Here is a 25,195-nt window from a genome sequence, read left to right on the forward strand (position 1 = left end):
GTAGTGTTCTGGGCAGTGGGGACGGCTGCCGAAGCTGGTCGGGCCGGGCGTGCCCTGCGCGGGGACTGTGAGCACGTACACGCGGGGGAACATCATGAGTACGACGACCGACGCCGGCCCGGCGACGATCAGACTGACCGAGGCCGAACTGGATCCCTACGTCACGCACGCGTCGACGCGCCGCTGGCTGACGGGCCCCGGACTGCCCGGTGACAGCGGCCTGTTCACCTTCGCCGGGCTGCGCCGGAAGGGCCTGCGGAGGGTGGCGGACTCGACCGGCGCCCCGGACAGGCCGGCGGCCGACCTGCGCGACCAGCTGGTGCTGGGCGGACTGACCGGCCTGGACGGGAACGAGACGGAGTCGCTTCTGCTCGACGGCGCCACCGGCGAGGTCTCGACGGCGTCCTTCTTCCACGCCCGTCCCGGCCTGATGGACCGCGCCCCGCTGGCGCCCTCGCTGCCCACCCTGGTGCGTTTCGCGACGGCGACGGACGAACTGACCCGGCGGCGCGGCCAGTTCGCCTCCTACGCCGGCCGTTTCGGACCGACGGTGGTCGAGGATGCCACGCGGCAACTGCTGGCGGTGTTCGAGGAGGACATGGGCGCCGAGGTGCCCACGTTCTGGAAGATCGCGGCCCTGATCCGTCCGCTGGCCCTGGTGGCGGGCCCGGGCTCGGAGGACGGACTCGCCCTGGACCTCCCGCCCCGTCTCCTGGACCAGGAGTTCGGCCGGGGCAAGGTGATGCGCTTCGAGGACATCGACTTCCCCACCACGCTCACGCACGAGCCGACCCGCCGTTTCCTGCGCGAGACCGGCCTGCCCGACGACGGCACCCTGTTCTGCCTCGACACGGACATGCAGCTGCCGACCCTCGCCGAGAGCTGCGCCGGCGAGCGGGCGGACAGCCTCCCGGCCCGCGCCGACCACCTGATACGCCTCGGCCACCTCGTCGAGGACAACAGCCTCGTCGTCGACGGCGAGACGGGCGCGGTCCTGCACTGGAGCGAGCCCGACGCCACCCTGCACCCGCTGAACACCGACGTCTCCACCCTCGCCTTCACGCTCTGGCTGTTGCACCGGGAGAGAACGATCGACGGGGCGCTCGCCCACGAACTGACCCGCAATCGCTACGCCCAGGTCGCCATGACGATGATTCAGCTCCTGTCGGCGATCGACCCGGCGGCAACCACGGCCGCCGCCGACTGGCACTACTGGACCAAGCTGTTCCAGAACGAGGAGAGCGGGGTGCTCTGATCCCGCACGGCAGGTGCTGACCCCGCACGGCAAGGTGCTCTGACCCCGCTCGGCAGAAAGGGAGACCCCGAAGGTGCAGGTGGAGAACATCACCGTCCGCCAGGCCGAACCCGGCGAACTGGGTACGGTCGCCGAACTCCGCTGGCGCTGGATCGTCGAGAACGGCACCGCCCCCAAGACCCTCGACCGCGCCGACTTCGTACGGCACTTCGTCACCTGGGCCGCTGAGAACACGTCCTCGCACCGCTGCATGGTCCTGGTCCGGGACACCGAGATCATCGGCATGGCCTGGCTCGCGATCCTCCCCCGCGTCCCGACCCCCCACGCCCTGAACCGAGCCTCCGGCGACCTGCAGTGCGTGTACGTCGTCCCCGAGGCCCGCAACACCGGCCTCGGCGGCCGCCTCATCGACGCGACCCTGTCCACCGCCCGCGCCCTGGGCCTCGAACGAGTCACGGTCCACTCGTCATCCCGAGCGATACCGGCGTACACCCGCGGAGGATTCGAGAACTCCCCACGCCTGCTGCAGGCGCGGATCAACGGCCCGACCTCGTAACCCGGCGAGGCGCCACCCCGCAGGGCGCGCCTCTTTCGTTCCGCCTGGTCAGGCGATGGAGGCCGTGGCGGGATTCGAACCCACGTAACTCGCTTTGCAGGCGAGCCCCTGAACCACTCGGGCACACGGCCGTGTCGGTGGAGCGTGGTGCTTGTTCCGAACCGGTGGAACGACCGTATGGCGTGGTGGGGAGGGGGCTCAAGGGAAAGGCGGGGGCTGCAACGGGACTGCCATACCGCGTTCATGAACAGGGGTGGGGCTGGTGTGGTCGTACGACCAAAGTCTCAGGTCGGGGCAGGCTTCAGACAGGGGTCAAAGCGGTTCGTGGCTCTTACGCTGGCGACCATGACCGCCCTGGAACCCCGTGACACCGGTGTCGCGGACACCGCAGCCTCGTCTCCCGGCAGTCCGCGGGACGAGACCGTGCTGAGCCGTCCGTATCGGGCGCTGAGCATCGGCATCGTCTCCGTCGTGCTGCTGATCGCGTTCGAGGCGACGGCGGTGGGGACGGCGATGCCGGTCGCGGCGCGGGAGCTGGACGGGCTGTCGTTGTACGCGTTCGCGTTCTCGGGGTACTTCACGACCAGCCTGTTCGGGATGGTGCTCGCCGGGCAGTGGTCGGACCGGCGGGGGCCGCTCGGGGCGCTGACCACGGGGATCGCCGCCTTCGCCGCGGGGCTGCTGGTGGCGGGGACGGCGACCACGATGTGGCTGTTCATCCTCGGGCGGGCCGTGCAGGGGCTCGGGGGCGGGCTGGTGATCGTCGCGTTGTACGTCGTCGTGGGGCGGGCGTATCCCGGGCGGTTGCGGCCGGCCATCATGGCGGCTTTCGCCGCGAGTTGGGTCGTGCCGTCGATCGTCGGGCCGCTTGCCTCGGGCGCGGTGACCGAGCATCTCGGCTGGCGTTGGGTGTTCGTCGGGATTCCGGTGCTGGTGGTGTTTCCCCTGGCGCTCGCACTGCCTCAGATACGACGGCGGGCGGCCGGTCCGGTCACCCCCGCGTTCGCCGACGCCGACGCCGACGCCGACGCCGACGCCGACGCCGACGCCGACAACCGCAGCGACAGCCGCAGTGGTTCAGGGAAGCGTGGGCGGGCCGTGCGAGGCCGTGCCTCCTTCGACCGGCGGCGGATTCGGCTCGCGTTCGGGATCTCCCTCGGTGCGGGGCTCCTCCAGTACGCCGCGCAGGACCTGCGGTGGATCTCGCTGGTCCCCGGTGTCGCGGGTGCCGTGCTGCTCGTGCCGGCGGCACTGGGGCTGCTGCCTCGAGGAACGTACCGGGCGGCGCGCGGGCTGCCGTCCGTCGTGCTGCTGCGCGGGGTCGCCGCGGGGTCCTTCGTCGCGGCCGAGTCCTTCGTACCTCTGATGCTGGTCACCCAACGGGGGCTGTCCCCGACACTGGCCGGGTTCTCCCTCGCGGCGGGCGGCGGGACGTGGGCGCTGGGGTCGTGGGTGCAGTCCCGGGCGCGCGTGGAGCCGTACCGGGAACGGCTGATGACGATCGGGATGGTGCTGGTGGCCGCCGCGATAGCCGGCGCGCCGAGCGTGCTGATCGACTCCGTGCCCGCCTGGACCGTGGCCGTCGCGTGGGCCTTCGGCTGCCTCGGCATGGGCCTGGTGATCTCCTCGTCCAGCGTGCTCCTGCTCCACCTCTCCGCCCCGGAGGAGGCCGGCACCAACTCCGCCGCCCTCCAGATCTCCGACGGCCTGGCCAACGTGGTCCTGCTCTCGGCGGGCGGCGCGGCCTTCGCGGCCCTGGGCGGCGGCACCGTCAGCCACACGGTCACGGAGTCGACCGGTACACATCCCGCAGCCTTCGCCGCGGTGTTCCTGCCGATGGCCGGGGTGGCGCTGGTGGGGGCCTGGGTGACCACGCGGCTGCGGGAGCGGTGAGACGTAAAAGGAAAGGAGTCGAATCGATGTGATCGCGGCCCGTAGTCTCCCGCCATGCGTGAGATCAGCCTTCGTCTCGATCCCCTCGCCGGTCAGGCCCTCGACGACATCGCCGACGCGTGCGGCCGCCCGCCGGAGGCCCTCGCGCGGGAGGCCGTAGCCAGGTATCTGGACGAGGAACTTGTGCGGGTGCGCGCCGTAGGGGAGCGGCTTGCCGTGGCGCACGCCGATCTGCTGCGCAGGCTCGGCGAATGACCCGGCACCTCACCGTCGCGGAGGTCACCGCCCTCGCCGAGGTCGCCTTCGGCGGGCGCACGCCCGAGGCCCGCGCACCGGGGCTGTTGGCCTCGGCCGTGCACCGGCCGCGTGCCCGGATGTTCGGTACGGCCGCCTACCAGGAGCCGTACGAGCAGGCCGCCGCGCTGCTGCACGCCCTCGCCACCAACCACCCCCTCGTCGACGGCAACAAGCGCACCGCGTGGCTGGCCGCCGCGACCTTCCTCGCTCTCAACGGTGTCGATCTCGACGACGTGGACCACGACGCGGCGTACGCGCTGGTCATCGATGTGGCGTCCGGAGTGGAGAGCGATGTCGGGGGCATCGCGGGGCGGCTGCGGGAGTTGTGATGTGGGTCCCACCCGCCGCTCACCCGGGCTTGTCCGTGTGTTGACGCGGTGGGGGCGCCGGTAGGGTGGCCCGGTTGTCATACGTAGCCGAGCAGTTCCACCAGTTCGCTGAGACGTCCGACCGTCGCCAACCGTCGCCCTGCTCGACGCGCTTCGGCGCGGCGCCTCACATTCGACCCACCGACGGAGACCGTGACTACCACCGCCGCCTCCTCCCATCACCTTTCGCCCGCCTTCCCCGGCCGCGCACCCTGGGGCACCGCCAGCAAGCTGCGTGCCTGGCAGGAAGGGGCGATGGAGAACTACCTCCAGGAGCAGCCACGTGACTTCCTCGCGGTCGCCACGCCCGGCGCCGGCAAGACGACCTTCGCGCTGACGCTGGCGTCCTGGCTGCTGCATCACCATGTCGTGCAGCAGGTCACCGTGGTCGCGCCGACCGAGCACCTGAAGAAGCAGTGGGCCGAGGCGGCCGCCCGGATAGGGATCAAGCTGGACCCGGAGTACAGCGCGGGGCCGATCGGCAAGGACTACCACGGCGTCGCGGTGACGTACGCGGGCGTGGGCGTACGGCCGATGCTGCACCGCAACCGGGTCGAGCAGCGCAAGACGCTCGTCATCCTCGACGAGATCCACCACGCCGGTGACAGCAAGTCATGGGGCGAGGCGTGTCTGGAGGCCTTCGAGCCGGCGACGCGGCGGCTCGCGCTCACCGGTACGCCCTTCCGGTCCGACACCAATCCCATTCCCTTCGTGACATACGAGGAGGGGAACGACGGGATCCGGCGGTCCTCGGCCGATTACACGTACGGGTACGGGTCGGCACTGTCCGACGGGGTCGTCCGGCCGGTGATCTTCCTTTCCTACAGCGGCAACATGCGGTGGCGGACCAAGGCCGGTGACGAGATCGCCGCCCGACTCGGCGAGCCGATGACCAAGGACGCCGTGAGCCAGGCCTGGCGCACAGCCCTCGACCCGCGCGGCGAGTGGATGCCCAGCGTGCTGCGCGCCGCCGACCAGCGGCTGACCGAGGTCAGGAAGGGCATCCCGGACGCCGGTGCCCTGGTCATCGCCTCGGACCAGGACTCCGCCCGGGCCTACGCCAAGCTCATCCGTGAGATCACGGGCAGCAAGGCGACCCTCGTGCTGTCCGACGACGCCGGGGCGTCCAGCAGGATCGACGACTTCAGCGGCAGCGACGACCGGTGGATGGTCGCGGTGCGGATGGTGTCCGAGGGCGTCGACGTGCCGCGGCTCGCCGTCGGTGTGTACGCCACCACCATCTCCACGCCCCTCTTCTTCGCCCAGGCCGTCGGACGTTTCGTACGGTCCCGGCGGCGCGGCGAGACCGCCTCCGTCTTCCTCCCGACCGTCCCCGACCTCCTCACCTTCGCCAACGAGATGGAGGTGGAACGGGACCACGCCCTCGACAAGCCGAAGAAGGAGGGCGAGGAGGACCCGTACGCCGAGTCCGAGAAGGAGATGGACGAGGCGAACAAGGAGCAGGACGAGGACACCGGCGAGCAGGAGCAGTTCTCCTTCGAGGCGCTGGAGTCCGAGGCCGTCTTCGACCGGGTCCTCTACGACGGCGCCGAGTTCGGCATGCAGGCCCACCCGGGGAGCGAGGAGGAGCAGGACTACCTCGGGATCCCGGGACTGCTGGAGCCCGACCAGGTGCAGCTCCTCCTCCAGAAGCGGCAGGCCCGGCAGATCGCGCACAGCCGCAAGAAGCCGGACGACGAGGCCGACCTGCTCGAACTGCCCGCCGAGCGGCGGCCGGTGGTCTCCCACAAGGAGATGATGGAGCTGCGTAAGCAGCTCAACACGATGGTCAGCGCGTACACCCATCAGAGCGGCAAGCCCCATGGCGTCATCCACACCGAGCTGCGGCGGGTGTGCGGCGGCCCGCCGAGCGCCGAGGCCACGGCCGGACAGCTGCGGCAGCGGATCGCCAAGGTGCAGGAGTGGGCTACGCGTATGCGGTAACGCATGGCGCTGTGCCGGGGCCGGTTCGGTCAGGGGGCGCCTGTCGTGTTTCGGGTGCGGGCCGGTGGGGGCTTGTCGCGCAGTTCCCCGCGCCCCTTACGGGCGCGTCTCTACCGGCAAATCCGGCCAAACCGGAGTGGTCCGTATCGATCGCTGCCCGGATTCTGGACGGAGACTTCCGCTCAGCGAACCGCCTTCGCTACTGTCCCGCTACGCACACGCCCCGTGGCAGAGCCGCCGCGGAGCGGAGCCGTGAAACGACGCGGTCCGGACAGGCCGGGCCGCCGGCCGATCGGCGGCCTCTCCAGCGCGTCGCCGACGGGACTCGGCGACGCATCCGCCGCGACGGGGGCTGCCGACCTCACCACTTAAGGAGTGGGCGTCGTGACCGCGGAGACCTCTCAGACGCTCGACCGGGGACTGCGCGTCCTCAAGCTGCTCGCCGACACGGATCACGGGCTGACCGTCACCGAGCTTTCCCACAAACTGGGGGTGAACCGGACCGTCGTGTACCGGTTGCTCGCCACGCTGGAGCAGCACGCCCTCGTACGGCGTGACCTGGGCGGACGGGCACGCGTGGGCCTCGGCGTGCTGAGGCTGGGTCGCCAGGTGCATCCGCTGGTACGGGAGGCCGCGTTGCCGGCGTTGCGATCACTGGCCGAGGACATCGGGGCGACGGCCCATCTGACGTTGGTGGACGGGGCGGACGCCCTGGCCGTGGCCGTCGTCGAACCCTCATGGACGGACTACCACGTGGCCTATCGGGCCGGGTTCCGGCATCCCCTGGACCGGGGAGCCGCGGGGCGGGCGATACTCGCCGCCCGGCAACAGGTGTCGCAGGACCCCGGGTACACGCTGACGCACGGGGAGTTGGAGGCGGGGGCGTGCGGGGCGGCGGCACCGCTGATCGGCGTCACGGGCGTCGAGGGCAGCGTCGGGGTCGTGATGCTGGCGGACGCGGTGCCGGAGCGGGTGGGGCCGCGGGTGGTGGATGCGGCTCGGGAGGTCGCGGAGGCATTGCGCTGAGGTTCGCATCGGGTCGGGTCGGACCGGTTCGGTGAGCGGGGCGGGGCGCATCCGGCCGGCCCCGGTGCCGCCCCCTCGTCGGCGGTACGGCGCCCCCAGTCGCCCCACCTCACCGCGTGACCGTCCGCAGTCGCGCGTGGAATTCCGCGCCCGCCGACCTGCGCCTGGCCGGAAGTGACCCCCGCGTTAGATTGATCCCGTGCTCTCTCGTCTCACGCGCCCCCGGGCCGTCGCCGTCTGCGCCCTGCCCATCGTGGCCCTGATCGCCACGGCGGTCTTCGCGCCGTTGCCGTTCTCGCTCACGCAGCCCGGCCTTACGGCGAACGTGCTCGGCGAGAACAAGGGCACCCCGGTGATCACCATCTCCGGCGCGCCCACCCGGGACACCCGCGGGCAGCTGCGCATGACCACGATCGAGGCGACCAATCCGGACACCCGCGTCTCGCTCGGCGAAGTGATCGACAGCTGGTTCCGCACCGACCAGGCGGTCATGCCGCGCGACGCGGTCTACCCGAGCGGCCAGAGCGTCAAGGAGATCGAGCAGCACAACACCAAGGAGATGGAGCAGTCCCAGGGCGCGGCGACCGAGGCCGCGCTGAACTACCTGAAGCTCGACGACAAGGACGTCAAGGTCACCCTGAAGCTCGCCGACGTCGGTGGCCCCAGCGCCGGTCTCCTCTTCACCCTCGGCATCATCGACAAGCTGAACGGCGACGGCAGCGGCGCCGACCTCACGGGCGGCCGCACCATCGCCGGTACGGGGACGATCGACGCCGACGGTCAGGTCGGCGCGGTCGGGGGAGTGGCCCTGAAGACCCAGGCCGCGCGCAGGGACGGGGCGACGGTGTTCCTGGTGCCCAAGGCGGAGTGCTCCGACGCGAAGGGCGAGCTGCCGAAGGGGCTGCGGCTGATTCCGGTGACCACGCTGAAGAACGCGGTGAACTCGCTGACGGCGCTGGAGAGCGGGAAGGGTGCTGTCCCTAGCTGCTAGGGCTGGGGGCGAGGACCGGCTTCGGGGTCGCGAGGCGCAGGCCTAACTCTACGAGGGTCCAGCCGAGGCGGGTGCGGAGGCCGTGCGGCGGCTTGGCGTGGGTGGCGAGGTGGTGGGCCTCGGCCTGGGCGCGGAGTTCGGCGGTGCGGGCGTGGTGCAGGGCGAGATGGGTCTCGGGATGCATCGGGCGGTGCCTCTCAGTCCGTGGTGATCGGGAAGGCGTGCGTGTGCAGACGTACCTGGGCCGCGTCGGCGTCGTCCTCGGTGGCTGCCCGGTCGCGGAAGGTATCGATCAACGCGTGCATCTGCTCGATGAGTTCGTGGGTGAGCTCGGGCGTCAGCCGTAGCGTCGCACTGCTCATGTCCCAGACGCGGTTCCACTCCTCGGGCCAGGAGGCCCGGTTGCCCAGCCAGGTCGACAGGTCCTGGGTCTGGGTGGTCGCGACCTGGTGCAGGTACATGTCGGCCGCCCCGCGTACGGCCGGATCGGCGTCCGAGAGCAGTGTTTCGTCGAACCGCAGGCCCTGGTGGACCGCCTTCCACCACCGCTCCCGGCCCTTGCCTCGCTCAGGGGCGTCCTCGACGAAGCCGTGGGCGGCGAGCTGTCGCAGGTGGTAGCTGGTGGACCCGCTCGACTCGCCCAGTTTCTCTGCGAGTTGGGACGCGGTGGCCGGACCGCCGAAGCGCAGGGCGTCGAGGAGCTGCATCCGCAGAGGGTGTGCGAGTCCCCGGAGGGAGCGGGCGTCGAGGCTGCGGACCTGAGGGTCCTGGGGCTCGTTCATGCGTACAAAGGTAACGTTGCAAAGAATTCTTTGCAACGGAGTCTTTGTAACTCCTCACCCCTTCTTGACGAACCCCTCCCCCTCCAGCCACTCCAACGCCACCTGATGCGGATCCTCCCCCTCGACGTCCACCTTCGCGTTCAGCTCCTGCGCCACGGAGTTGGTCAGCTTCTTGGTGATGGGGTCGAGGACCCTCGCGATGGCCGGCCACTTCTCGAGCGTGGCCGTGCGGATCATGGGCGCCGCGTTGTAGTTCGGGAAGAACTTCCGGTCGTCCTCCATCACGACCAGGTGCATCGACCTGATCCGCCCGTCCGTGGTGAACACCTCGCCGTAGGTGCAGGCGCCCTTCGCGGTCTGGGTGTAGATGATTCCGGTGTCCATCTGGGTGATGTTCCTGGCCGGGAGGTCCATCCCGTACGCCTTCTCCAGGCCCGGCAACCCGTCCGCACGGTTGGCGAACTCGCCCTCCACGCACAGCGTCACCGCACCGGGATCGGACTTCGACAACTTCGCGACGTCCGACATCGTCGTCGTGCGGTACTTCTTGTAGTTGGCCTGGTTCATCGCCAGCGCGTAGGTGTTGTTCATCGGCGCCGGCGGCAGCCACGTCAGCCCCTTTCCGGCGTCCGCGTCACGCACCGCCCGCCACTGCCGCCGCGGATCGGGAATCGGCCTGCTGTTGCCCAGGTAGGTGATCCAGGCGGTGCCCGTGTACTCGTACGTGGCGTCCCCGTCGCCGTTCTCGACGGCCGCCCTGGTGCCGATGGAACCCTGGATGCCGGTGCGGTCGAGCACCTGGGCGCCGGCCGCCTCGAAGGCGATGCCCATGATCGCGCCGAGGATCAGCTGCTCGGTGAACTGCTTGGACACGACGGTGAGTTCGGCGCCCTCCAGCGGCCTGCCCCGCCCGATCGTGCCCGGCTCGACGTCGTCGACCATGGGGGAGCCGCTGGTCAGACCACAGCCGGAGGTCAGCAGCAGCACCCCGCCGACCAGGAAGCCGACCAAGAAGCCGACCAAGAAGCGGACTCGTCTCATGTGCCCACCTCCAACCCCCGCGGCCGCAGCAGCAGTTCGGCCAGTGAGGCCAGCCAGTCGACCAGGAGCGCCAGAGCGACGGTGAGGACCGAGCCCAGCACCAGCACCGGCATCCGCTGGGTGGTGATGCCGGTCGTGATCAGGACGCCCAGGCCGCCGCCTCCGCCGAAGGTCGCCAACGTCGACGTACCCACGTTGAGGACCAGCGCTGTGCGCACGCCGGCGAGGATCAGCGGGACGGCCAGGGGAAGTTCCACCCGTCTCAGCACACCCCACGGGGACATGCCGATGCCGCGCGCCGCCTCCAGCAGCGTCGGGTCGTTCGCCTTCAGACCGGCGATCGTGTTCGACAGGACCGGGAGGACGGCGTAGATGGTGATGCCGATCAGGGCCGACTTCATCCCGGTGCCGAGCCAGATCACCAGCAGCGCCAGCAGACCGATCGCCGGGGTCGCCTGGCCCATGTTGGCGACCGTCATCGCCAGCGGGGTCGCCTTCCGGAACGACCGCCGGGTCAGCAGGACGCCCAGCGGGATCGCGATGATCAGCACGAAGAACGTCGAGATCACCGTCAGTTCGACGCTCCGCCACAGCGCCTTCGACACCTGGCCGTTCGACAGCGCGTTCTCGGAGATCGCGTCGAGCTGTGCCTGCTCGAACCACAGCCAGGTCGCCAGCAGTACCGCCACCAGCACCGCGGGCAGGATCGTCAGCTTCTGCCAGGTGACGCGCGGCTTCAGCGGACCGGGCGGTGGCGGCGGGGCTTCCGCCTCTCCCAGCCCCTCTCCCGGCCCCTCTCCCAGGTCCTCTTCCGCCGGCTCGGGAGCGGTCACGCCGTCAGGGATCCTCACGCCTTCCTCTCCCCTCCGGGGCCTTCCTGCTCGGCGTGGGTCTGGGTGGCCCGCAGCTCCGCCAGGTCGTGCCGGTGCGCCATCGCGTCCAGCCGGTCGGCCTCCAGGAGCTCGTGCACGGAGTTCATCAGCGTCTCCACGTCGACCACGCCCGTGTACTCGCCGCGCCGCCCGGTGATCGCGACCCGCCCCGCGCTGTCGGTGAGCACCGCCTCCAGCGCGTCCCGCACCGTCGCGTCCCGGGGCACCGTGTCGCTCACCAGCGTTCCGGCGCGGGCCAGCGCCCCCTTGGCGCGCATGAGGTCGCCGCGCCTGAGCCACTTGTACGGCCGGCCGTGCTTGTCGAGCAGCAGGATCTCGTTGGTGCCGCTGGAGCGGAGCTTGCTGAAGATCTCCTGGAGCGGTTCGTCCACGGCCACCGTCGGATAGTCGGTGATCTCCACGTCCCGTACGCGGGTCAGGTTGAGGCGCTTCAACGCGGCCCCCGCGCCCACGAAACCGGACACGAAGTCGTCGGCCGGGTTGGTGAGGATCGCCTCCGGGGTGTCGAACTGGACGATGTGCGAGTGTTCGCGCAGTACGGCGATCCGGTCGCCCAACTTGATCGCCTCGTCGAAGTCGTGTGTGACGAAGACGATCGTCTTGTGCAGCTCGTGCTGGAGCCGGATCAGCTCGTCCTGGAGGTGGTCCCGGGTGATCGGGTCCACGGCGCCGAACGGCTCGTCCATCAGCAGGACCGGGGGATCGGCGGCCAGCGCCCGGGCCACGCCCACCCGCTGCTGCTGACCGCCGGACAGCTGACGCGGATAGCGGCCGTGGAACTCGCCGGGATCCAGCCCGACGAGGTCGAGCATCTCCTCGACCCGTTCCCTGATCCGCCCTTTCGGCCAGCCGACCATCCTCGGGACCAGCGAGATGTTCTGGGCGACCGTCATGTGCGGGAACAGACCGGAGGCCTGGATCGCATAGCCGATCTTGCGGCGCAACCTGACCGGATCCATGTCGGTCACGTCCTCGCCGTTGATCCGGATGCGACCACCCGACGGCTCGATCAACCTGTTGATCATCTTGAGCGTTGTCGACTTACCGCATCCGGACGGGCCGACGAGGATGACGATCTCGCCCGCGTTGATCTCCATGGTGACGTTGTCGACGGCGGGGGCGGGACTGCCCGGATACCGCTTGGAGAGGTTCTCCAGTTCGATGGAGGCACCGGAGGCCGCTGTCTCAGGCACGGATCCCCCTCGGAATGGTCAGCCGTCCGAGCAGGACATACGCGGCGTCGAACAGCAGCGCCAGGACGATGATCCCGAGGGTGCCCGCGAGGACCTGGTTGAGTGCGTTCTTGCTGCCCAGGGAGGCGAGACCCTGGAAGATCACATTGCCGAGGCCGGGCCCGGAGGCGTAGGCCGCGATCGCCGCGATGCCCATCAGCATCTGGGTCGAGACCCGGATCCCGGTCAGGATTGGCGGCCAGGCCAGCGGCAGCTCGACCCGCGCCAGCCGCATCGGCCGGGACATCCCGATGCCCTTCGCCGCGTCCACCAGCGAGGGGTCGACCCCGCGCAGTCCGACGATCGCGTTACGCACGATCGGCAGCAGCCCGTACAGCGTCAACGCGATCACCGTGGGCGGCACACCCAGGCCCACGACGGGGATGAGCAGACCGATCATGGCGAGCGACGGAACGGTCAGGATGGTCGAGGTGGCCGTGGTCGCGAGGTTGCCGGCCCACTCGCTGCGGTAGGTGACCACACCGATGAATACCCCGATCAGCGTCGCCACGACCATGCACTGGAAGACGGCGCTCGCATGCTGGTAGGCGTCCGTCAGCAGCTGTCGGTAACTGGTGCCGAGGTACTCCCAGAAGTTCACTCCGCTCACCCCAGGTCGGCGTCAGGTTCTCTCCTGGTCCTCCGCCGCCTGCTCCACCAGTGGGATGACCCGCAGCGGAACGGGGTTCTCCATGACGATGGCGGTGGAGGCCCGGACAATGCCATCAAAACCGACAACCCGGTCGATGACCCGCTGGAGATCGGCGTTCGAGCGGGCCACCAGCCGGCACAGCATGTCCCCGCTCCCGGTGGTGGTGTGCAGCTCCAGCATCTCCGGAACGGTCGCCAAGTGCGCCCGGACATCCGCCCCTTGCCCCTGCCGGATCTGCAGCGTCGCGAACGCGGTGACCGGATAGCCGAGCGCCGCCGGATCCACCTCGGGACCGAACCCGCGGATGACTCCGTTCGACTGAAGCCGGTCGAGCCGCGCTTGCGCCGTCCCCCGGGCCACCCCCAGCCGCCGGGACATCTCCAGCACCCCGATCCGCGGCTCGCGCGCCAGCAGCACGATGATCCGGCCGTCCAGCTGATCGATCCCCACAACAGCCCTCCGGGTACTGGTCACCCTGCACAGAAAGCCCGCCGAAGCGGACGTATCACTGGTCATATTGCCCAGCGAAAACGCGAACCGTTGCGCACCTTGCCGCCACGGACGACGCTACCGTTATGACGCAGACCACACAGCACACTCCCGACACCGCCCGGCAGGCCGACCCCTTCCCGGTCAAGGGAATGGACGCGGTCGTCTTCGCCGTGGGCAACGCCAAGCAGGCGGCGCACTACTACTCCACCGCCTTCGGCATGCAGCTGGTCGCCTACTCCGGACCGGAGAACGGCAGCCGCGAGACCGCCTCCTACGTGCTGGAGAACGGCTCCGCCCGCTTCGTGTTCACCTCCGTCGTCAAGGCCGCCACCCCCTGGGGCCACTTCCTCGCCCAGCACGTGGCCGAGCACGGCGACGGCGTGGTCGACCTCGCCATCGAGGTGCCGGACGCGCGCGCCGCGTACGCCTACGCCGTCGAGCACGGCGCCCGCTCGCTCGCCGAGCCGTACGACGTCAAGGACGAACACGGCACCGTCGTCCTCGCCGCGATCGCCACCTACGGCGAGACCCGCCACACCCTGGTCGAGCGCACCGGATACGACGGCCCCTACCTCCCCGGATACGAGGCGGCCGCGCCCCTCGTCGAGCCGCCCGCCCACCGCACCTTCCAGGCCGTCGACCACTGCGTCGGCAACGTCGAGCTCGGCCGGATGAACGAGTGGGTCGGCTTCTACAACAAGGTCATGGGCTTCACGAACATGAAGGAGTTCGTGGGCGACGACATCGCCACCGAGTACAGCGCGCTGATGTCGAAGGTCGTCGCGGACGGCACGCTCAAGGTCAAGTTCCCGATCAACGAGCCCGCCATCGCCAAGAAGAAGTCCCAGATCGACGAGTACCTGGAGTTCTACGGCGGCGCCGGCGTCCAGCACATCGCGCTCAACACCGGCGACATCGTCGAGACGGTACGGACCATGCGGGCGGCCGGGGTGCGGTTCCTCGAAACCCCGGACTCGTACTACGACACCCTCGGCGAGTGGGTCGGCGACACCCGCGTCCCGGTCGAGACCCTGCGCGAGCTGAAGATCCTCGCCGACCGCGACGAGGACGGCTACCTGCTGCAGATCTTCACCAAGCCGGTCCAGGACCGGCCGACGGTGTTCTTCGAGATCATCGAACGCCATGGCTCGATGGGCTTCGGCAAGGGCAACTTCAAGGCGCTGTTCGAGGCGATCGAACGGGAGCAGGACAAGAGGGGCAATCTGTAGTCACTCCCTCGCGTCCGTCACCGGCGCGTCCGTCACCGGCGCGTCCGTCACCGGCACGTCCATCACCGGCACGTCCGTCAGGGACGGCTCACCCAGCTCGGCCAGCGCCGCCCGAGCCGCCCCCGCGTGGACCGGCGAGAAGTACGGGTTGATCCGCAGCGCCTCCTGAAGGTGCCTGCGGGCCGGCCCGTACCGCTCCAGCTCCCGCTCGATCATGCCCCGGTGAAAGACGTACGGCGCACTCCGTACGCCACCCCCCTTCTCCTTGTCCGTCGCCAGGGCCGCGAAGCGCAACGCCTCCTGGTACTCCCCGGCCCGGTACAGCGCCCACCCCAGCGCGTCGGCGACCGCGGTCCCCGGCTGCCGCGCCCACTCGGCCCGCAGCCGCCCCACCGCCGCCCGCGCGTCCCCGTGGTCCGCCTCGAACCACCCGAGCACCAACTCCTCGTCGGCCCCGCCCGCGGCGGCGTCCCGCACCCGCGCCCGCAGCAGCTCGTACTGCGCCAGGGCCTGCCGCCCGAGCCCCAGCGACTCGTACAACTCGCCCAGTTCCAGCGCGTACTGCGGGCACGGCTGCCCGTCCAGCGCCACCCGGTAGGCGCTCAGCGCCTCCTTCGTCCGGCCCAGCGCCGCCAGCACCCGCCCCTGCCCGGCCTGTGCGGCCCGCTGGTCCGGGTCGAGACGGACCGCCTCCCGGAAGTACCGCAGCGCGTCCTCCGGTTCGCCGCGCTCCCAGGCCAGCTGCCCGGCCCGCTCCAGATACCCCGCCCGCTCGGCCGGCGCCCGCGCTCCCGCGGCCGCGTCGGACAACGCGGCCGCCGCGTCCTCCCGTCGGCCCCGGTCCCGATAGACGCCCGCCGCCCGGGCCAGCACGGCCGGCCCGGACCGCAGCTTCATCAGCCGGTCCAGGGCATCCTGGGCCGCCTCGTGGTCGCCGAGCCCCGTGTCGGCGTCGATCAGCAGCGGATACGTCGTCCAGCGTCCGGGTCGGGCCTGCCGGGCGGCCTCCGCCCAGGCCCGCGCCGCCCGGAAGTCCCGGCGCGCGTTCGCCAGGGCCGCCAGCCCCCCGAGCGTCTCGGCGTCGCGCTTCCGGCGCAGCTTCAGCGACCTGCGCAGTGCCGTCTCGGCCCTCGGGTAGTACGCCGGGTCGGCGGTCCGCCGTCCCCGCTCCACATAGGCCGTCCCGAGCACCGTCCACGACCGCGCGTCCTCGGGATGTGCGCGCAGCCGCCGCTCGCGCTCGCCGATCAGCACCGCCAGGTCGGGCAGCGCGGCCGGCACCCCGGCGGCCACCGCCGCGTGCGCCTGCGCCCCCGGTGCCGGTGCGGGCGCCGTCGCGGTCCGCCCCCAGGGCAGCAGCGTCAGCACCCCACCGAGTACGACACACCCGGCGACGGAGGCGATCAGGACCCGCCTGTCCCGCACCAGCCTGTCCCGCACCCGCCTGCCCAACGGCCCGCGTACCGGCGAAGGAGCCGCCTCCTGGTTCTCCATGGCGCTCACTGTGCGTCAACACGACGACCGCCCCCCGGCATACGGCGGCTGCCCCACATGGGGTTCACACCGATGGCCCCGGGTGCCAAGCTGTGATCATGAGCCGTATCGAAGCGCCTCGCGATGAGGAAGCGGCAGCGACCGGCAACCTCTTCGACCGTCTGCTGGACGGCCTGCCCGCCGACGCCGTCCTCACGGACCCGGACGTCACGGCCTCCTACGCCAACGACATGGCCAGCTTCTGCCCGGCCGGCGCCCCCGCCGTGGTCGTCCTGCCGCGCACGGTCGAACAGGTCCAGCACGTCATGCGCACCGCCACCGAACTACGCGTCCCGGTCGTCCCGCAGGGCGCCCGCACGGGCCTGTCGGGCGGGGCCAACGCCTCCGACGGCTGCGTCGTGCTGTCCCTGACGAAGATGGACCGGATCCTGGAGATCAACCCCGTCGACCGCATCGCCGTCGTCGAACCGGGTGTCATCAACGCCACGCTCTCCCGCGCGGTGGGCGAACACGGCCTCTACTACCCGCCCGATCCCTCCAGCTGGGAGACGTGCACGATCGGCGGCAACATCGGCACCGCGTCGGGCGGCCTGTGCTGCGTGAAGTACGGGGTGACCGCGGAGTACGTCCTAGGGCTCGACGTGGTGCTGGCCGACGGGCGGTTCATGTCGACCGGCCGCCGTACCGCCAAGGGCGTCGCCGGGTACGACCTCACCCGCCTCTTCGTCGGCTCCGAGGGCTCGCTCGGCATCGTCGTACGGGCCACCCTGGCGCTGCGGCCGCAGCCGCCCGAGCAGCTGGTGCTGGCGGCCGAGTTCGCGTCCGGGGCCGCCGCCTGCGAGGCCGTGTGCCGGATCATGGCGGGCGGCCATGTGCCGTCCCTCCTCGAACTGATGGACCGTACGACGGTGAAGGCCGTCAACGACCTCGCGCACATGGGACTGCCGGAGAGCACCGAGGCCCTCCTCCTGGCCGCCTTCGACACCCCGGACCCGGCCGCAGACCTGGCCGCACTCGGCGCACTGTGCGAGGCGGCCGGCGCCACCCAGGTCGTCCCGGCCGACGACCTCGCCGAGTCCGAACTGCTCCTCCAGGCACGGCGGTTGTCGCTGACCGCACTCGAAGCGGTCAAGGGCACCACGATGATCGACGACGTGTGCGTGCCCCGGTCGAGGCTCGGCGAGATGCTCGAGGGGACCGAGCGGATCGCCGAGAAGTACCAGCTGACCATCGGGATCGTCGCGCACGCCGGCGACGGCAACACCCACCCCACGGTCTGCTTCGACGCCCAGGACCCGGAGGAGTCCCGGCGCGCCCGCGAGTCCTTCGACGAGATCATGGCCCTCGGCCTGGAACTCGGCGGCACGATCACCGGCGAGCACGGCGTGGGCGTCCTGAAGAAGGAGTGGCTGGCCCGCGAGATCGGCCCGGTCGGGGTGGAGATGCAACGGCAGATCAAGCAGGTCTTCGATCCGCTGGGCATCCTCAACCCGGGCAAGCTGTTCTGATCCTCGCCCCGGCACGGTCATTGGGCGAGCAACTGGTCGAGCGCGTCGTCGATCCCCAGCTGCTCGCCCTCGGTCCCCGGGGGCACCGCCCGCAGCGTCCGCTCCAGCCAGGCGCATACCTGGGCGGCCGGGGCCTCCAGGAGGACGTCACCATCAGTTGAATCCTCCCCCGGCTGAAGCAGGGGGATTCCTGGCTCACGCTGCCTGCGGGTCAGCGACCCAACAGGTCTTCCACGATCAACACCAGCCGGGTTGAAACCAGCCCGGTTTATGCCGCAAAGCTTGGAGGTGCATGTGCTGTCTTGGCTCTCGATCAGCACGGCGTACGCGCTTGGTTCTCGCAACGCACGGCGGCCAGCTTACCCGACCGCATTGACGGGCTTTCGCCAGAAAGGCGAAGCCCCGTTCCCTACCCTGCTCCTCGCGGGGCCCGCGGTGGGGCCCGTACGAGTGGAGAGCGGGAGGAGGGGTGACCATTACGCGGGTTGGGCGAATTTGTTTCCGGATCTGTGAAGCCGGTGCACGGCGTTGCCCGGAAAGGGGTGGGTCCGGCGGGACTGGCGGTGGGGGTTGCGCCGGTCTGATAGATGTGGAGGCCCCCATTTGACCCCCGAGCAGATACGGGACGACGGACATGAGCGCCCCAACCCCGGCACCTGGTGATGACAGGCCCCGCGAAGGGTATTACCCGGACCCGTCCATTCCTGGATATGTCCGGTACTGGAACGGTGCCTCCTGGGTACCGGGCACCAGCCGTCCGGCACCGACGGACGGCGTACCGCTCGCCCCGCCGTCCGGCGCCGGCTCGGACCAGTATCCGGCGGGCCCGGCCGCCCCGGTCGAGGAGACGGGCCCGCACTTCTTCGACGAGGACCCGGTCGGCCCACCCGGTCAGTCAGGTCCGCCCGGTCAGTCCGGCGGGGCCGCTGCCTCCTCGGCGGCCGGCGCCCAGCACGGTGACCGGCCCGAATCCGCGGCCGCCTGGGGCGCCGACCGGTCCCGGCAGTCGGGCTTCGGCGGCGACCAGGACCGCCGGGTGTCGTGGGGGTCACCGCAAGGTGCCCCGCAGGGCGCGGACCCGCGGGTGCCGCGCGCGGCGGAGCCCGCCGACGGTCCGTCCCGGCCGGAGGGCCGCTCCGCCCGTACGGACGGCACCGCGACGATCCCGCCCACCGAGCCGGACGAAGCCGCCACCGGCGGCACGTTCGTCTTCCGCCGGCCCACGGCCGGACCCGGAGGAGCGGCGGGCGGCGCCGGCACCGCGACTCCCGGTGTCCCCGGCCCCGGTGGCCCCGTCGACGACGAGGGCACCGTGACCTTCCGCGCGCTCTCCCCGCGCGCGGGCCAACAGAACGGGGCGGCGGGGGCGCATCAGGGGAGCACGGGCGCCCCGGGCACCGGAAGCGCCCCCTCCGCGCCCGGTGCGGCCCCGGGAGCGTTCGGCGCCCAGTTCTCCCAACCGGGCATCGGCGCCCAGGCCGCGTCCCCGGACGCCGCCGCGTCCTCCGGAGCCGCTCCGGCCCCCGGCACTCCCGGCACTCCCGGAGCTCCCGGATTCGGGGCCGGAAAGGCCGCCGCCGCGCGTGCGGCGACCACGCAGGGGCAGGCGGGAGCCGGAGCCGCCCCGCAGGCCGCGGGCGCCCTCTCCGGCCCGCAGCAGGCGACCCCCGCAGCCGCCCCGAGCGTGCCCCAGCAGCCCGGCGTGCCCCAGCAGCCCGGCGTGCCTCAACAGGGTGGCGTGCCTCAACAGGGCGGCCCCATGGCGTCCGGCGTCGGTGGCGGGCAGCCCTCCTGGGCCCAGCAGGTGCACCGGCTCGCGGGCGCGTCCGACGACGAGCAGCCCGTCGTGCCCTGGAAGCCGCCCGTCGACGACGTGTTCCAGGCGGCCGCCAGACGGCAGTCGTCGGCACGTCCCGCCGGGCTCGGCAAGCGGCTGGCCGCCCGGCTCGTGGACACCGTCGTCCTCGCCGCGGTCACCGCCGTGGCCGCCGTACCGCTCGGCACCAAGGCGCTCGACCACGTCAACGAGAAGATCGACGCGGCCAAGCTGTCCGGCGAGACCGTCACGGTCTGGCTCCTCGACGGCACGACGTCGACGTATCTCGGCATCATCCTCGCCGTCCTGCTTGTCTTCGGCGTCCTCTATGAGGCGCTGCCCACCGCCAAGTGGGGCCGCACCCTCGGCAAGAAGCTGTTCGGTCTGGACGTGCGGGACATCGAGGGCGGTGCGGCCCCGTCCTTCGGTGCCGCCCTGCGCCGCTGGCTCGTCTACAGCGTGCCCGGTCTGCTCGCCGTCGGCGTCCTGGGTGTCCTGTGGGGTCTGTTCGACCGGCCGTGGCGCCAGTGCTGGCACGACAAGGTCGCGCACACGTTCGTCGCGGGCTGACCGGACACGGCGGAAGAACGCGGGATCCGGTACTCCGGACGGACGCTCGCCGGATGCGGAGCCGGAGGGTTCGCGGTCGACTCGGGCCATGAGCACCGAACCGCCCCCCGGCTCCGGTCAGCCACCGGAAGACGACCCGTTCAAGAAGCAGCCCCCGCCGTCCGAGGGTTCGGGTTCCCCGTACGGCGGCGGGCCCCCGCCTCCCGGGGGCGGGCCCCCGCCTCCCGGGGGCGGTGACCCGTACGGCGGGGGCGGCGGCCCGTACGGCGGTGGTGGCGATCCGTACGGCGGTGGTGGTCAGTACCCCGGCGACCCGCTGGCCGGCATGCCGCCGCTCGCCGACAGCGTCCGGCGCACGCTCGCCCGGATCATCGACATGATCATGGTCGGGATCGTCGTCTGGCTGCTCACCTGGGCCATGGACGTCCACGAGTACGACATCGACAACGACAAGATCGAGTACGGCAAGTCCCTCGGACAGTCGCTCGTGGCCGCCGTGCTCTACATCGCCTACGACACCATCATGATGAGCAGGTCGGGTCAGACCTTCGGCAAGAAGTGGCTGAACATGCGGCTGGCCAACCTGGACAACGGGGCCACGCCCTCCGTGCAGAGCAACCTGATCCGCGCGGCGGTGCTGTGGATCCCGTTCGCCTTCTGCTGCGCCTGTGTCTGGACCGCGATCGCGGGCGGCTGGAGCTACTTCGACAAGCCCTACAAGCAGGGCCTGCACGACAAGGCGGCCAAGACGGTGGTGGTCAGGACCAGCTGACCACCCGGAGTCCGGGTCAGGAAGCGGCGCGCTCGTGCACGGGCCGCTCGGCCAACACCGCGGCGACCGAGGCCGCCGGCACGGGCGTCTGTGCCGCTTCGGCGGGCTGCGCGGCGGGCCGGTTCACCGCGACCACGCGGGACTTCGGCATCGGTACCGTCATGGCGACCAGCAGCCCGAGGGCGAGCGCCGCGACAGCGATGATCGCGATCCCCACGCCCGAACTCGTCTGTGACAGCAGCAGCATGGCGAACGTCGAGCAGATCACGGTGCACGAACCGTAGGCGAGCTGTGCGGCCGTCGGGCGAGGCGTGACAGTCGGACGAGGCATGGCAATCGTGTCCTCGGAAGTGGGGGTCCACGGGGTCGTCGGCCTGGCTTTCCGCCGAATACAGGGCGTTCCGCCAATCGACTCTAATCGCCTGCATGCCCGAGTGGAACGACAGGTAAGCGTGACCTGACCAACAGGGCCGGAGCATGGGGGGCGCACGGGTTCATGCCGTCCAGCAAGTGGACAGATCCGCGCGCCCGTTCGAGGAGCCCCTGGCGCCGTGGAGGGCCCGAGTCCGGTCGCCCCCAGAGGGCGCGCACCCGCGTTCGTAAAGCGGACACCAACTCCGCATAGTGCAATTGACTTGTCCAAGTCAAGGTCTGTCTTTTCTCGCCAACCTCTAGTCCAATGACGTCACTTGACTACACGCGTTGAACACGCGCGCGCGGACCCACAGGCGAAGGCACCCCCCCTCCTTCCGCGCGCCCGAACGCGGGGGAGGAACTCAAGTGACCAGCAGATCCTGGCAGTTCAGAACGGCGGCGACCGTGGTCGCGGTGGCCGCGGCCACCGCCACCTTCTCGACCTTCGCGGTAGCGCAGGCCGATTCGACCGCCGCGACCGCACCCGCAGCCGTGGACGGGAACGACCCGCAGCCGGCCAAGAGCAGGGGACACGACCTCGACGGTCCGCTGTCCAAGACGCGGGAGGCACAGCGCAAGGAAGCACTCGACCAGGTCATATCCGGCGCCGCCAAGGTCAAGGACCGGGACGGCTCGAAGGTCGTCAAGCTCAAGGGCGAGGACAAGTACGTCGAGCTCGGCCGTGAGAAGACCGACAAGATCTTCACCATCCTGGTGGAGTTCGGCGACCAGGTAGACAGCCGCTACGGCGGCACGCCCGGCCCGCTGCACAACGAGATAGCCCAGCCGGACCGCGCTGACGACAACAGCACGGCCTGGCAGGCGGACTACAACCAGCAGCACTTCCAGGAGCTGTACTTCGGCACCGGCAAGAACACCGAGTCGCTGAAGAAGTACTACGAGAAGCAGTCCTCGGGCCGCTACTCGGTCGAGGGCGAGGTGACCGACTGGGTCAAGGTCCCCTACAACGAGGCCCGTTACGGCTCCAACGACGCGACCACCGGCGCCTGGTACGCGGTCCGGGACGGCGTCACCGCCTGGGTCGCCGAGCGCGAGGCCGCCGGTGCCACCCCTGCCGAGATCAAGGCCGAGCTGGCCGCGTTCGACCAGTGGGACCGCAACGACTACGACGGCGACGGCGACTTCAACGAGTCCGACGGCTACATCGACCACTTCCAGATCGTGCACTCCGGCGAGGACGAGTCCGCGGGCGGCGGTGCGCAGGGCGAGGACGCGATCTGGGCCCACCGCTGGTTCGCCTTCGGCACCGACGCCGGCTCCACCGGCCCCGAGGGCAACAAGCTCGGCGGCACCCAGATCGGTGACACCGGCCTCTGGGTCGGCGACTACACCATCCAGCCGGAGAACGGCGGCCTGGGCGTCTTCGCCCACGAGTACGGCCACGACCTCGGCCTGCCCGACGAGTACGACACCTCCGGCGGCGGCGAGAACTCCACCGGTTTCTGGACCCTGATGTCGTCCGGCTCCTGGCTCGGCACCGGCAAGGAGTCCATCGGCGACCTGCCCGGCGACATGAACGCCTGGGACAAGCTGCAACTCGGCTGGCTCGACTACGACGTCGCCCAGGCGGGCGTGAAGTCGAACCACACCCTGGGCCTCGCGGAGTACAACACCAAGAACCCGCAGGCTCTCGTGGTCCAGCTGCCCGACAAGACGGTCACCACCGAGGTCGTCACCCCGGCGCAGGGCAGCAAGCAGTGGTGGAGCGGCAGCGGCAACGACCTGCGCAACTCGCTCTCCCGGACCGTCGACCTGACCGGCAAGTCCGCCGCGAGCCTGACCCTCGACGGCTGGTGGGACACCGAGACGGACTACGACTACGTCTACACCGAGGTCTCCACCGACGACGGCGCCAACTGGACGCCGATCGACGGCAAGCTGGCCGACGGCAGCGCCGTCCCGCGTGACGCCAGCGGCAAGCCCGCCCTCACCGGCACGGTGGACGCCTACCAGAAGCTGACCTATCCGCTCGACGCCTACGCGGGCCAGAAGATCGGCCTGCGTTTCCGCTACCAGACCGACGGTGGCGTGGCCCAGAAGGGCTTCGCGGCCGACGAGATCGCGGTGACCGCCGACGGCGCCACCCTGTTCTCCGACAACGCCGAGTCCGCCGACGCCGCTTGGACCACGAACGGCTTCTCCCGGGTCGGCGCGTCCATCACGGACGACTACCCGCAGTACTACATCGCCGAGAACCGCCAGTACGTGTCGTACGACAAGACCCTCAAGGTCGGCCCGTACAACTACGGCTTCTCGACGACCCGTCCGAGCTGGGTGGAGCACTACGCCTACCAGAACGGCCTGTTGATCTGGAAGTGGGACACCTCCCAGGGCGACGACAACACCAGCCAGCACCCCGGTCAGGGCCTGATCCTGCCGATCGACTCCCACCCGACGCCGCTGAAGTGGTCCGACGGCACGCTGATGCGCAACCGCATCCAGGCCTACGACTCGACCTTCAGCCGGCAGCAGACGGACGCGATCACGCTCCACAACGCGGACGTCCCGACCAAGATCAAGTCGCGGGCCGGTGTCCCGGTCTTCGACGACGGCACGTCGACGTACTACGACGCCTCGAACCCGCTCGCGGGCGTCAAGATCACTGACACCAACACCCGGATCAAGATCGCCAAGGAGCCGCTGGACGGCTCGACGATCTCGCTCCAGGTCGGACCGTCCGCGAAGTAGACGGTATTTTCGCAGGTCAAAGACGTATCGGCGGTGACCCCCTGGCGGGTTGCCGCCGATCGTGTTTAGGTGCGTGCTGTGACTCCCTTATTGACACCGAACTCGACGCCGACTCGCACGGGGGTATGACCGCATGGCCGCAGGAGGTTTCTGCAAGCTGCCGACCGGCAGTGTGGTGGTGGCGCTCAACCTGCCCAGCCCCGCCGCCGAGAGCGTGGGCTCGGTCCGTGTTCTCGTCCACGCCCGGAACCGTGCGCGCGCCCTGACCAGGCTGCGCAACCTGGGCATGCGCGCGGTCTACCTGCGGGGCAACGCGGCCCCGCCGACACCGGACGAGATCACCGCGGTCCTGCACCACCCGGACGGCCTGATATGGCGCACGGCGCCTGACAACGGTGTCGGCGGACCGGAACTGGCCCAGGAGCTGTGGCACCCGATCAGGGCGCTGCTGAGGCGACCGGTGGCACGGGTGTGAGCGGTGGGGTCCGCGCGGCGTAGAGGCCGGGTCAGGCCCCGCCCGAAGGGGTTCTGGGTGACCTGACCGGTAGCCCTCGGCCAGGCCCTAGGCGACCACGGGCTTCCCGCCCTAGGCGACCACGGGCTTCCCGGAGAGTTCCACGCCCGCCTGCCGCATCTCGTCCAGGGCCCGCTCGGTGGTCTCCTCGGCCACTCCCGCGGTGAGGTCGAGCAGTACCTGTGTGCGGAAGCCCTCCCGGGCCGAGTCCAGGGCGGTGGCCCGGACGCAGTGGTCGGTCGCGATGCCGACCACGTCCACCTCTTCGACCTCCCGGGCGCGCAGCCAGTCGGCGAGCGTCACGCCGTTCTCGTCGGCGCCCTCGAACCCGCTGTACGCCGCGGCGTACGCCCCCTTGTCGAAGACGGCGTCGATCGCGCCGGAGGCCACCGCGGGGGCGAAGTTGGGGTGGAAGCCCACGCCCTCGGTGCCGGCGACGCAGTGCGCGGGCCAGGAGTGGACGTAGTCCGGGTTGTCGGCGAAGTGGCCGCCGGGCGCGATGTGGTGGTCCCGGGTGGCCACGACGTGCTGGTAACCGGAGCCGGCCGCCTGTCCGATCAGCTCGGTGACGGCGGCGGCCACATCGGCACCTCCGGCCACCGCGAGGCTGCCCCCCTCGCAGAAGTCGTTCTGCACGTCTACGACGATCAAGGCGCGGCGCATGGTCGGTGTCCTTCGACTATGGGGTCGGGGAGAGAAGGGGTGCGAGCCCGGCCGGTGAACCTCCGAGCCTACGGACTTCCGAGG

At 70.7% G+C, this 25,195-nt stretch carries 24 protein-coding genes, 1 tRNA gene and 1 pseudogene; 14 read left to right on the forward strand and 12 right to left on the reverse strand.

The features are described from left to right. The first annotated feature begins 94 nt into the window (after window positions 1–94). The gene (locus tag AB0H86_RS28535) at window positions 95–1,255 is read left to right on the forward strand and encodes an SUKH-4 family immunity protein (protein ID WP_362444696.1); all 1,161 of its coding nucleotides are present in this window, start codon (window positions 95–97) and stop codon (window positions 1,253–1,255) included. A 73-nt stretch (window positions 1,256–1,328) separates the two neighbouring features. Then, window positions 1,329–1,811 carry a GNAT family N-acetyltransferase gene (locus AB0H86_RS28540; RefSeq protein ID WP_362444699.1) on the forward strand — a complete coding sequence of 161 codons (483 nt, stop codon included), beginning with the start codon at window positions 1,329–1,331 and terminating at the stop codon, window positions 1,809–1,811. Between the two features lie 56 nt (window positions 1,812–1,867). On the opposite strand, the gene AB0H86_RS28545 is transcribed toward AB0H86_RS28540, so the two are convergent. Continuing rightward, a tRNA-Cys gene (locus AB0H86_RS28545) sits at window positions 1,868–1,942 on the reverse strand. A gap of 214 nt (window positions 1,943–2,156) precedes the next feature. Between AB0H86_RS28545 and AB0H86_RS28550 the strand changes: the two genes are divergently transcribed. The 6 genes from AB0H86_RS28550 to AB0H86_RS28575 all read left to right on the forward strand — a co-directional run bounded on the left by AB0H86_RS28550 (window position 2,157) and on the right by AB0H86_RS28575 (window position 8,330). Further along, complete coding sequence (locus AB0H86_RS28550; RefSeq protein ID WP_362444702.1) at window positions 2,157–3,704, forward strand: MFS transporter; 1,548 nt, start codon at window positions 2,157–2,159, stop codon at window positions 3,702–3,704. 54 nt (window positions 3,705–3,758) lie between these two features. Then, window positions 3,759–3,959, forward strand: a complete 201-nt coding sequence (locus tag AB0H86_RS28555; protein ID WP_362444705.1) for a hypothetical protein — start codon at window positions 3,759–3,761, stop codon at window positions 3,957–3,959. After that, on the forward strand, window positions 3,956–4,330 hold the full coding sequence (locus AB0H86_RS28560; protein WP_362444708.1) for a type II toxin-antitoxin system death-on-curing family toxin: 375 nt from the start codon (window positions 3,956–3,958) through the stop codon (window positions 4,328–4,330). The genes AB0H86_RS28555 and AB0H86_RS28560 overlap by 4 nt, the downstream gene beginning before the upstream one ends. Before the next feature lie 192 nt (window positions 4,331–4,522). Continuing rightward, window positions 4,523–6,313: a DEAD/DEAH box helicase gene (locus AB0H86_RS28565; protein WP_362444711.1), complete on the forward strand. Its 1,791-nt coding sequence runs from the start codon at window positions 4,523–4,525 to the stop codon at window positions 6,311–6,313. A gap of 384 nt (window positions 6,314–6,697) precedes the next feature. Next, window positions 6,698–7,339 (forward strand): helix-turn-helix domain-containing protein, encoded by a 642-nt coding sequence (locus AB0H86_RS28570; RefSeq protein ID WP_362444714.1) that lies wholly within the window; start codon window positions 6,698–6,700, stop codon window positions 7,337–7,339. 199 nt (window positions 7,340–7,538) lie between these two features. Then, on the forward strand, window positions 7,539–8,330 hold the full coding sequence (locus tag AB0H86_RS28575) for a S16 family serine protease (RefSeq protein WP_362444717.1): 792 nt from the start codon (window positions 7,539–7,541) through the stop codon (window positions 8,328–8,330). Here the strand turns inward: AB0H86_RS28575 and AB0H86_RS28580 are convergent. The 7 genes from AB0H86_RS28580 to AB0H86_RS28610 form a co-directional block, all read right to left on the reverse strand. Continuing rightward, window positions 8,320–8,514, reverse strand: coding sequence for a hypothetical protein (locus tag AB0H86_RS28580; RefSeq protein WP_362444721.1), 195 nt, complete (start codon window positions 8,512–8,514; stop codon window positions 8,320–8,322). The genes AB0H86_RS28575 and AB0H86_RS28580 overlap by 11 nt on opposite strands. Before the next feature lie 13 nt (window positions 8,515–8,527). Further along, window positions 8,528–9,112 carry a helix-turn-helix domain-containing protein gene (locus AB0H86_RS28585; protein ID WP_362444724.1) on the reverse strand — a complete coding sequence of 195 codons (585 nt, stop codon included), beginning with the start codon at window positions 9,110–9,112 and terminating at the stop codon, window positions 8,528–8,530. A 54-nt stretch (window positions 9,113–9,166) separates the two neighbouring features. Then, window positions 9,167–10,054: a glycine betaine ABC transporter substrate-binding protein gene (locus AB0H86_RS28590; RefSeq protein ID WP_362445068.1), complete on the reverse strand. Its 888-nt coding sequence runs from the start codon at window positions 10,052–10,054 to the stop codon at window positions 9,167–9,169. A 95-nt stretch (window positions 10,055–10,149) separates the two neighbouring features. Then, window positions 10,150–10,932, reverse strand: a complete 783-nt coding sequence (locus AB0H86_RS28595; RefSeq protein ID WP_362445071.1) for an ABC transporter permease — start codon at window positions 10,930–10,932, stop codon at window positions 10,150–10,152. 68 nt (window positions 10,933–11,000) lie between these two features. Further along, entirely contained in the window at window positions 11,001–12,239 is a 1,239-nt protein-coding gene (locus tag AB0H86_RS28600; RefSeq protein ID WP_362444727.1) for an ABC transporter ATP-binding protein, read from the reverse strand. Continuing rightward, window positions 12,232–12,879 carry an ABC transporter permease gene (locus tag AB0H86_RS28605; RefSeq protein ID WP_362444730.1) on the reverse strand — a complete coding sequence of 216 codons (648 nt, stop codon included), beginning with the start codon at window positions 12,877–12,879 and terminating at the stop codon, window positions 12,232–12,234. Before AB0H86_RS28605 ends, AB0H86_RS28600 begins: the two co-directional genes overlap by 8 nt. A 21-nt stretch (window positions 12,880–12,900) precedes the next feature. Next, window positions 12,901–13,380 (reverse strand): Lrp/AsnC family transcriptional regulator, encoded by a 480-nt coding sequence (locus AB0H86_RS28610; RefSeq protein ID WP_362444732.1) that lies wholly within the window; start codon window positions 13,378–13,380, stop codon window positions 12,901–12,903. A gap of 125 nt (window positions 13,381–13,505) precedes the next feature. Here AB0H86_RS28610 and hppD point away from each other — a divergent pair, with 125 nt between their 5' ends. Further along, entirely contained in the window at window positions 13,506–14,651 is a 1,146-nt protein-coding gene (gene hppD, locus AB0H86_RS28615; RefSeq protein WP_362444735.1) for a 4-hydroxyphenylpyruvate dioxygenase, read from the forward strand. Here hppD and AB0H86_RS28620 read toward each other — a convergent pair whose 3' ends face one another. Then, window positions 14,652–16,145, reverse strand: a complete 1,494-nt coding sequence (locus AB0H86_RS28620; protein ID WP_362444738.1) for a tetratricopeptide repeat protein — start codon at window positions 16,143–16,145, stop codon at window positions 14,652–14,654. Window positions 16,146–16,237: 92 nt separating this feature from the next. On the opposite strand from AB0H86_RS28620, the gene AB0H86_RS28625 reads away from it, so the two are divergent. After that, a complete protein-coding gene (locus tag AB0H86_RS28625) occupies window positions 16,238–17,653 on the forward strand; it encodes an FAD-linked oxidase C-terminal domain-containing protein (protein WP_362444741.1) in 1,416 nt (471 codons plus the stop codon). A gap of 17 nt (window positions 17,654–17,670) precedes the next feature. Here AB0H86_RS28625 and AB0H86_RS28630 read toward each other — a convergent pair. Then, window positions 17,671–17,814: pseudogene (locus tag AB0H86_RS28630) on the reverse strand (SsgA family sporulation/cell division regulator); the annotation flags it as partial. A gap of 473 nt (window positions 17,815–18,287) precedes the next feature. Here AB0H86_RS28630 and AB0H86_RS28635 point away from each other — a divergent pair. Together AB0H86_RS28635 and AB0H86_RS28640 are read left to right on the forward strand one after the other, a co-directional pair. Next, complete coding sequence (locus tag AB0H86_RS28635) at window positions 18,288–20,039, forward strand: RDD family protein (protein WP_362444744.1); 1,752 nt, start codon at window positions 18,288–18,290, stop codon at window positions 20,037–20,039. 88 nt (window positions 20,040–20,127) lie between these two features. Further along, entirely contained in the window at window positions 20,128–20,811 is a 684-nt protein-coding gene (locus AB0H86_RS28640; protein WP_362444747.1) for an RDD family protein, read from the forward strand. A 16-nt stretch (window positions 20,812–20,827) separates the two neighbouring features. Here the strand turns inward: AB0H86_RS28640 and AB0H86_RS28645 are convergent, their stop codons facing one another. Further along, window positions 20,828–21,142: a hypothetical protein gene (locus tag AB0H86_RS28645; protein WP_362444750.1), complete on the reverse strand. Its 315-nt coding sequence runs from the start codon at window positions 21,140–21,142 to the stop codon at window positions 20,828–20,830. Window positions 21,143–21,591: 449 nt separating this feature from the next. Here AB0H86_RS28645 and AB0H86_RS28650 point away from each other — a divergent pair, with 449 nt between their 5' ends. Both AB0H86_RS28650 and AB0H86_RS28655 read left to right on the forward strand, forming a co-directional pair. Then, window positions 21,592–23,934 (forward strand): immune inhibitor A domain-containing protein, encoded by a 2,343-nt coding sequence (locus tag AB0H86_RS28650; protein ID WP_362444753.1) that lies wholly within the window; start codon window positions 21,592–21,594, stop codon window positions 23,932–23,934. Between the two features lie 133 nt (window positions 23,935–24,067). After that, window positions 24,068–24,409, forward strand: a complete 342-nt coding sequence (locus tag AB0H86_RS28655; protein WP_362444756.1) for a hypothetical protein — start codon at window positions 24,068–24,070, stop codon at window positions 24,407–24,409. A gap of 111 nt (window positions 24,410–24,520) precedes the next feature. Here the strand turns inward: AB0H86_RS28655 and AB0H86_RS28660 are convergent, their stop codons facing one another. Continuing rightward, the gene (locus AB0H86_RS28660; protein WP_362444759.1) at window positions 24,521–25,111 is read right to left on the reverse strand and encodes an isochorismatase family protein; all 591 of its coding nucleotides are present in this window, start codon (window positions 25,109–25,111) and stop codon (window positions 24,521–24,523) included. Between the last annotated feature and the right edge of the window lie 84 nt (window positions 25,112–25,195).

It is taken from the genome of Streptomyces sp. NPDC050997 (genome assembly GCF_040660135.1).
Classification (GTDB): Bacteria; Actinomycetota; Actinomycetes; order Streptomycetales; family Streptomycetaceae; genus Streptomyces.

Bases quoted from the DNA above. Each gene is read 5' to 3' on its own strand.
- AB0H86_RS28535 (WP_362444696.1), top strand. From the start codon at position 95: ATGAGTACGACGACCGACGCCGGCCCGGCGACGATCAGACTGACCGAG.
- AB0H86_RS28550 (WP_362444702.1), top strand. From the start codon at position 2,157: ATGACCGCCCTGGAACCCCGTGACACCGGTGTCGCGGACACCGCAGCC.
- AB0H86_RS28555 (WP_362444705.1), top strand. From the start codon at position 3,759: ATGCGTGAGATCAGCCTTCGTCTCGATCCCCTCGCCGGTCAGGCCCTC.
- AB0H86_RS28560 (WP_362444708.1), top strand. From the start codon at position 3,956: ATGACCCGGCACCTCACCGTCGCGGAGGTCACCGCCCTCGCCGAGGTC.
- AB0H86_RS28580 (WP_362444721.1), bottom strand. From the start codon at position 8,514: ATGCATCCCGAGACCCATCTCGCCCTGCACCACGCCCGCACCGCCGAA.
- AB0H86_RS28585 (WP_362444724.1), bottom strand. From the start codon at position 9,112: ATGAACGAGCCCCAGGACCCTCAGGTCCGCAGCCTCGACGCCCGCTCC.
- AB0H86_RS28590 (WP_362445068.1), bottom strand. From the start codon at position 10,054: ATGGTCGACGACGTCGAGCCGGGCACGATCGGGCGGGGCAGGCCGCTG.
- hppD (WP_362444735.1), top strand. From the start codon at position 13,506: ATGACGCAGACCACACAGCACACTCCCGACACCGCCCGGCAGGCCGAC.
- AB0H86_RS28620 (WP_362444738.1), bottom strand. From the start codon at position 16,145: ATGGAGAACCAGGAGGCGGCTCCTTCGCCGGTACGCGGGCCGTTGGGC.
- AB0H86_RS28635 (WP_362444744.1), top strand. From the start codon at position 18,288: ATGAGCGCCCCAACCCCGGCACCTGGTGATGACAGGCCCCGCGAAGGG.
- AB0H86_RS28640 (WP_362444747.1), top strand. From the start codon at position 20,128: ATGAGCACCGAACCGCCCCCCGGCTCCGGTCAGCCACCGGAAGACGAC.
- AB0H86_RS28645 (WP_362444750.1), bottom strand. From the start codon at position 21,142: ATGCCTCGTCCGACTGTCACGCCTCGCCCGACGGCCGCACAGCTCGCC.
- AB0H86_RS28655 (WP_362444756.1), top strand. From the start codon at position 24,068: ATGGCCGCAGGAGGTTTCTGCAAGCTGCCGACCGGCAGTGTGGTGGTG.
- AB0H86_RS28660 (WP_362444759.1), bottom strand. From the start codon at position 25,111: ATGCGCCGCGCCTTGATCGTCGTAGACGTGCAGAACGACTTCTGCGAG.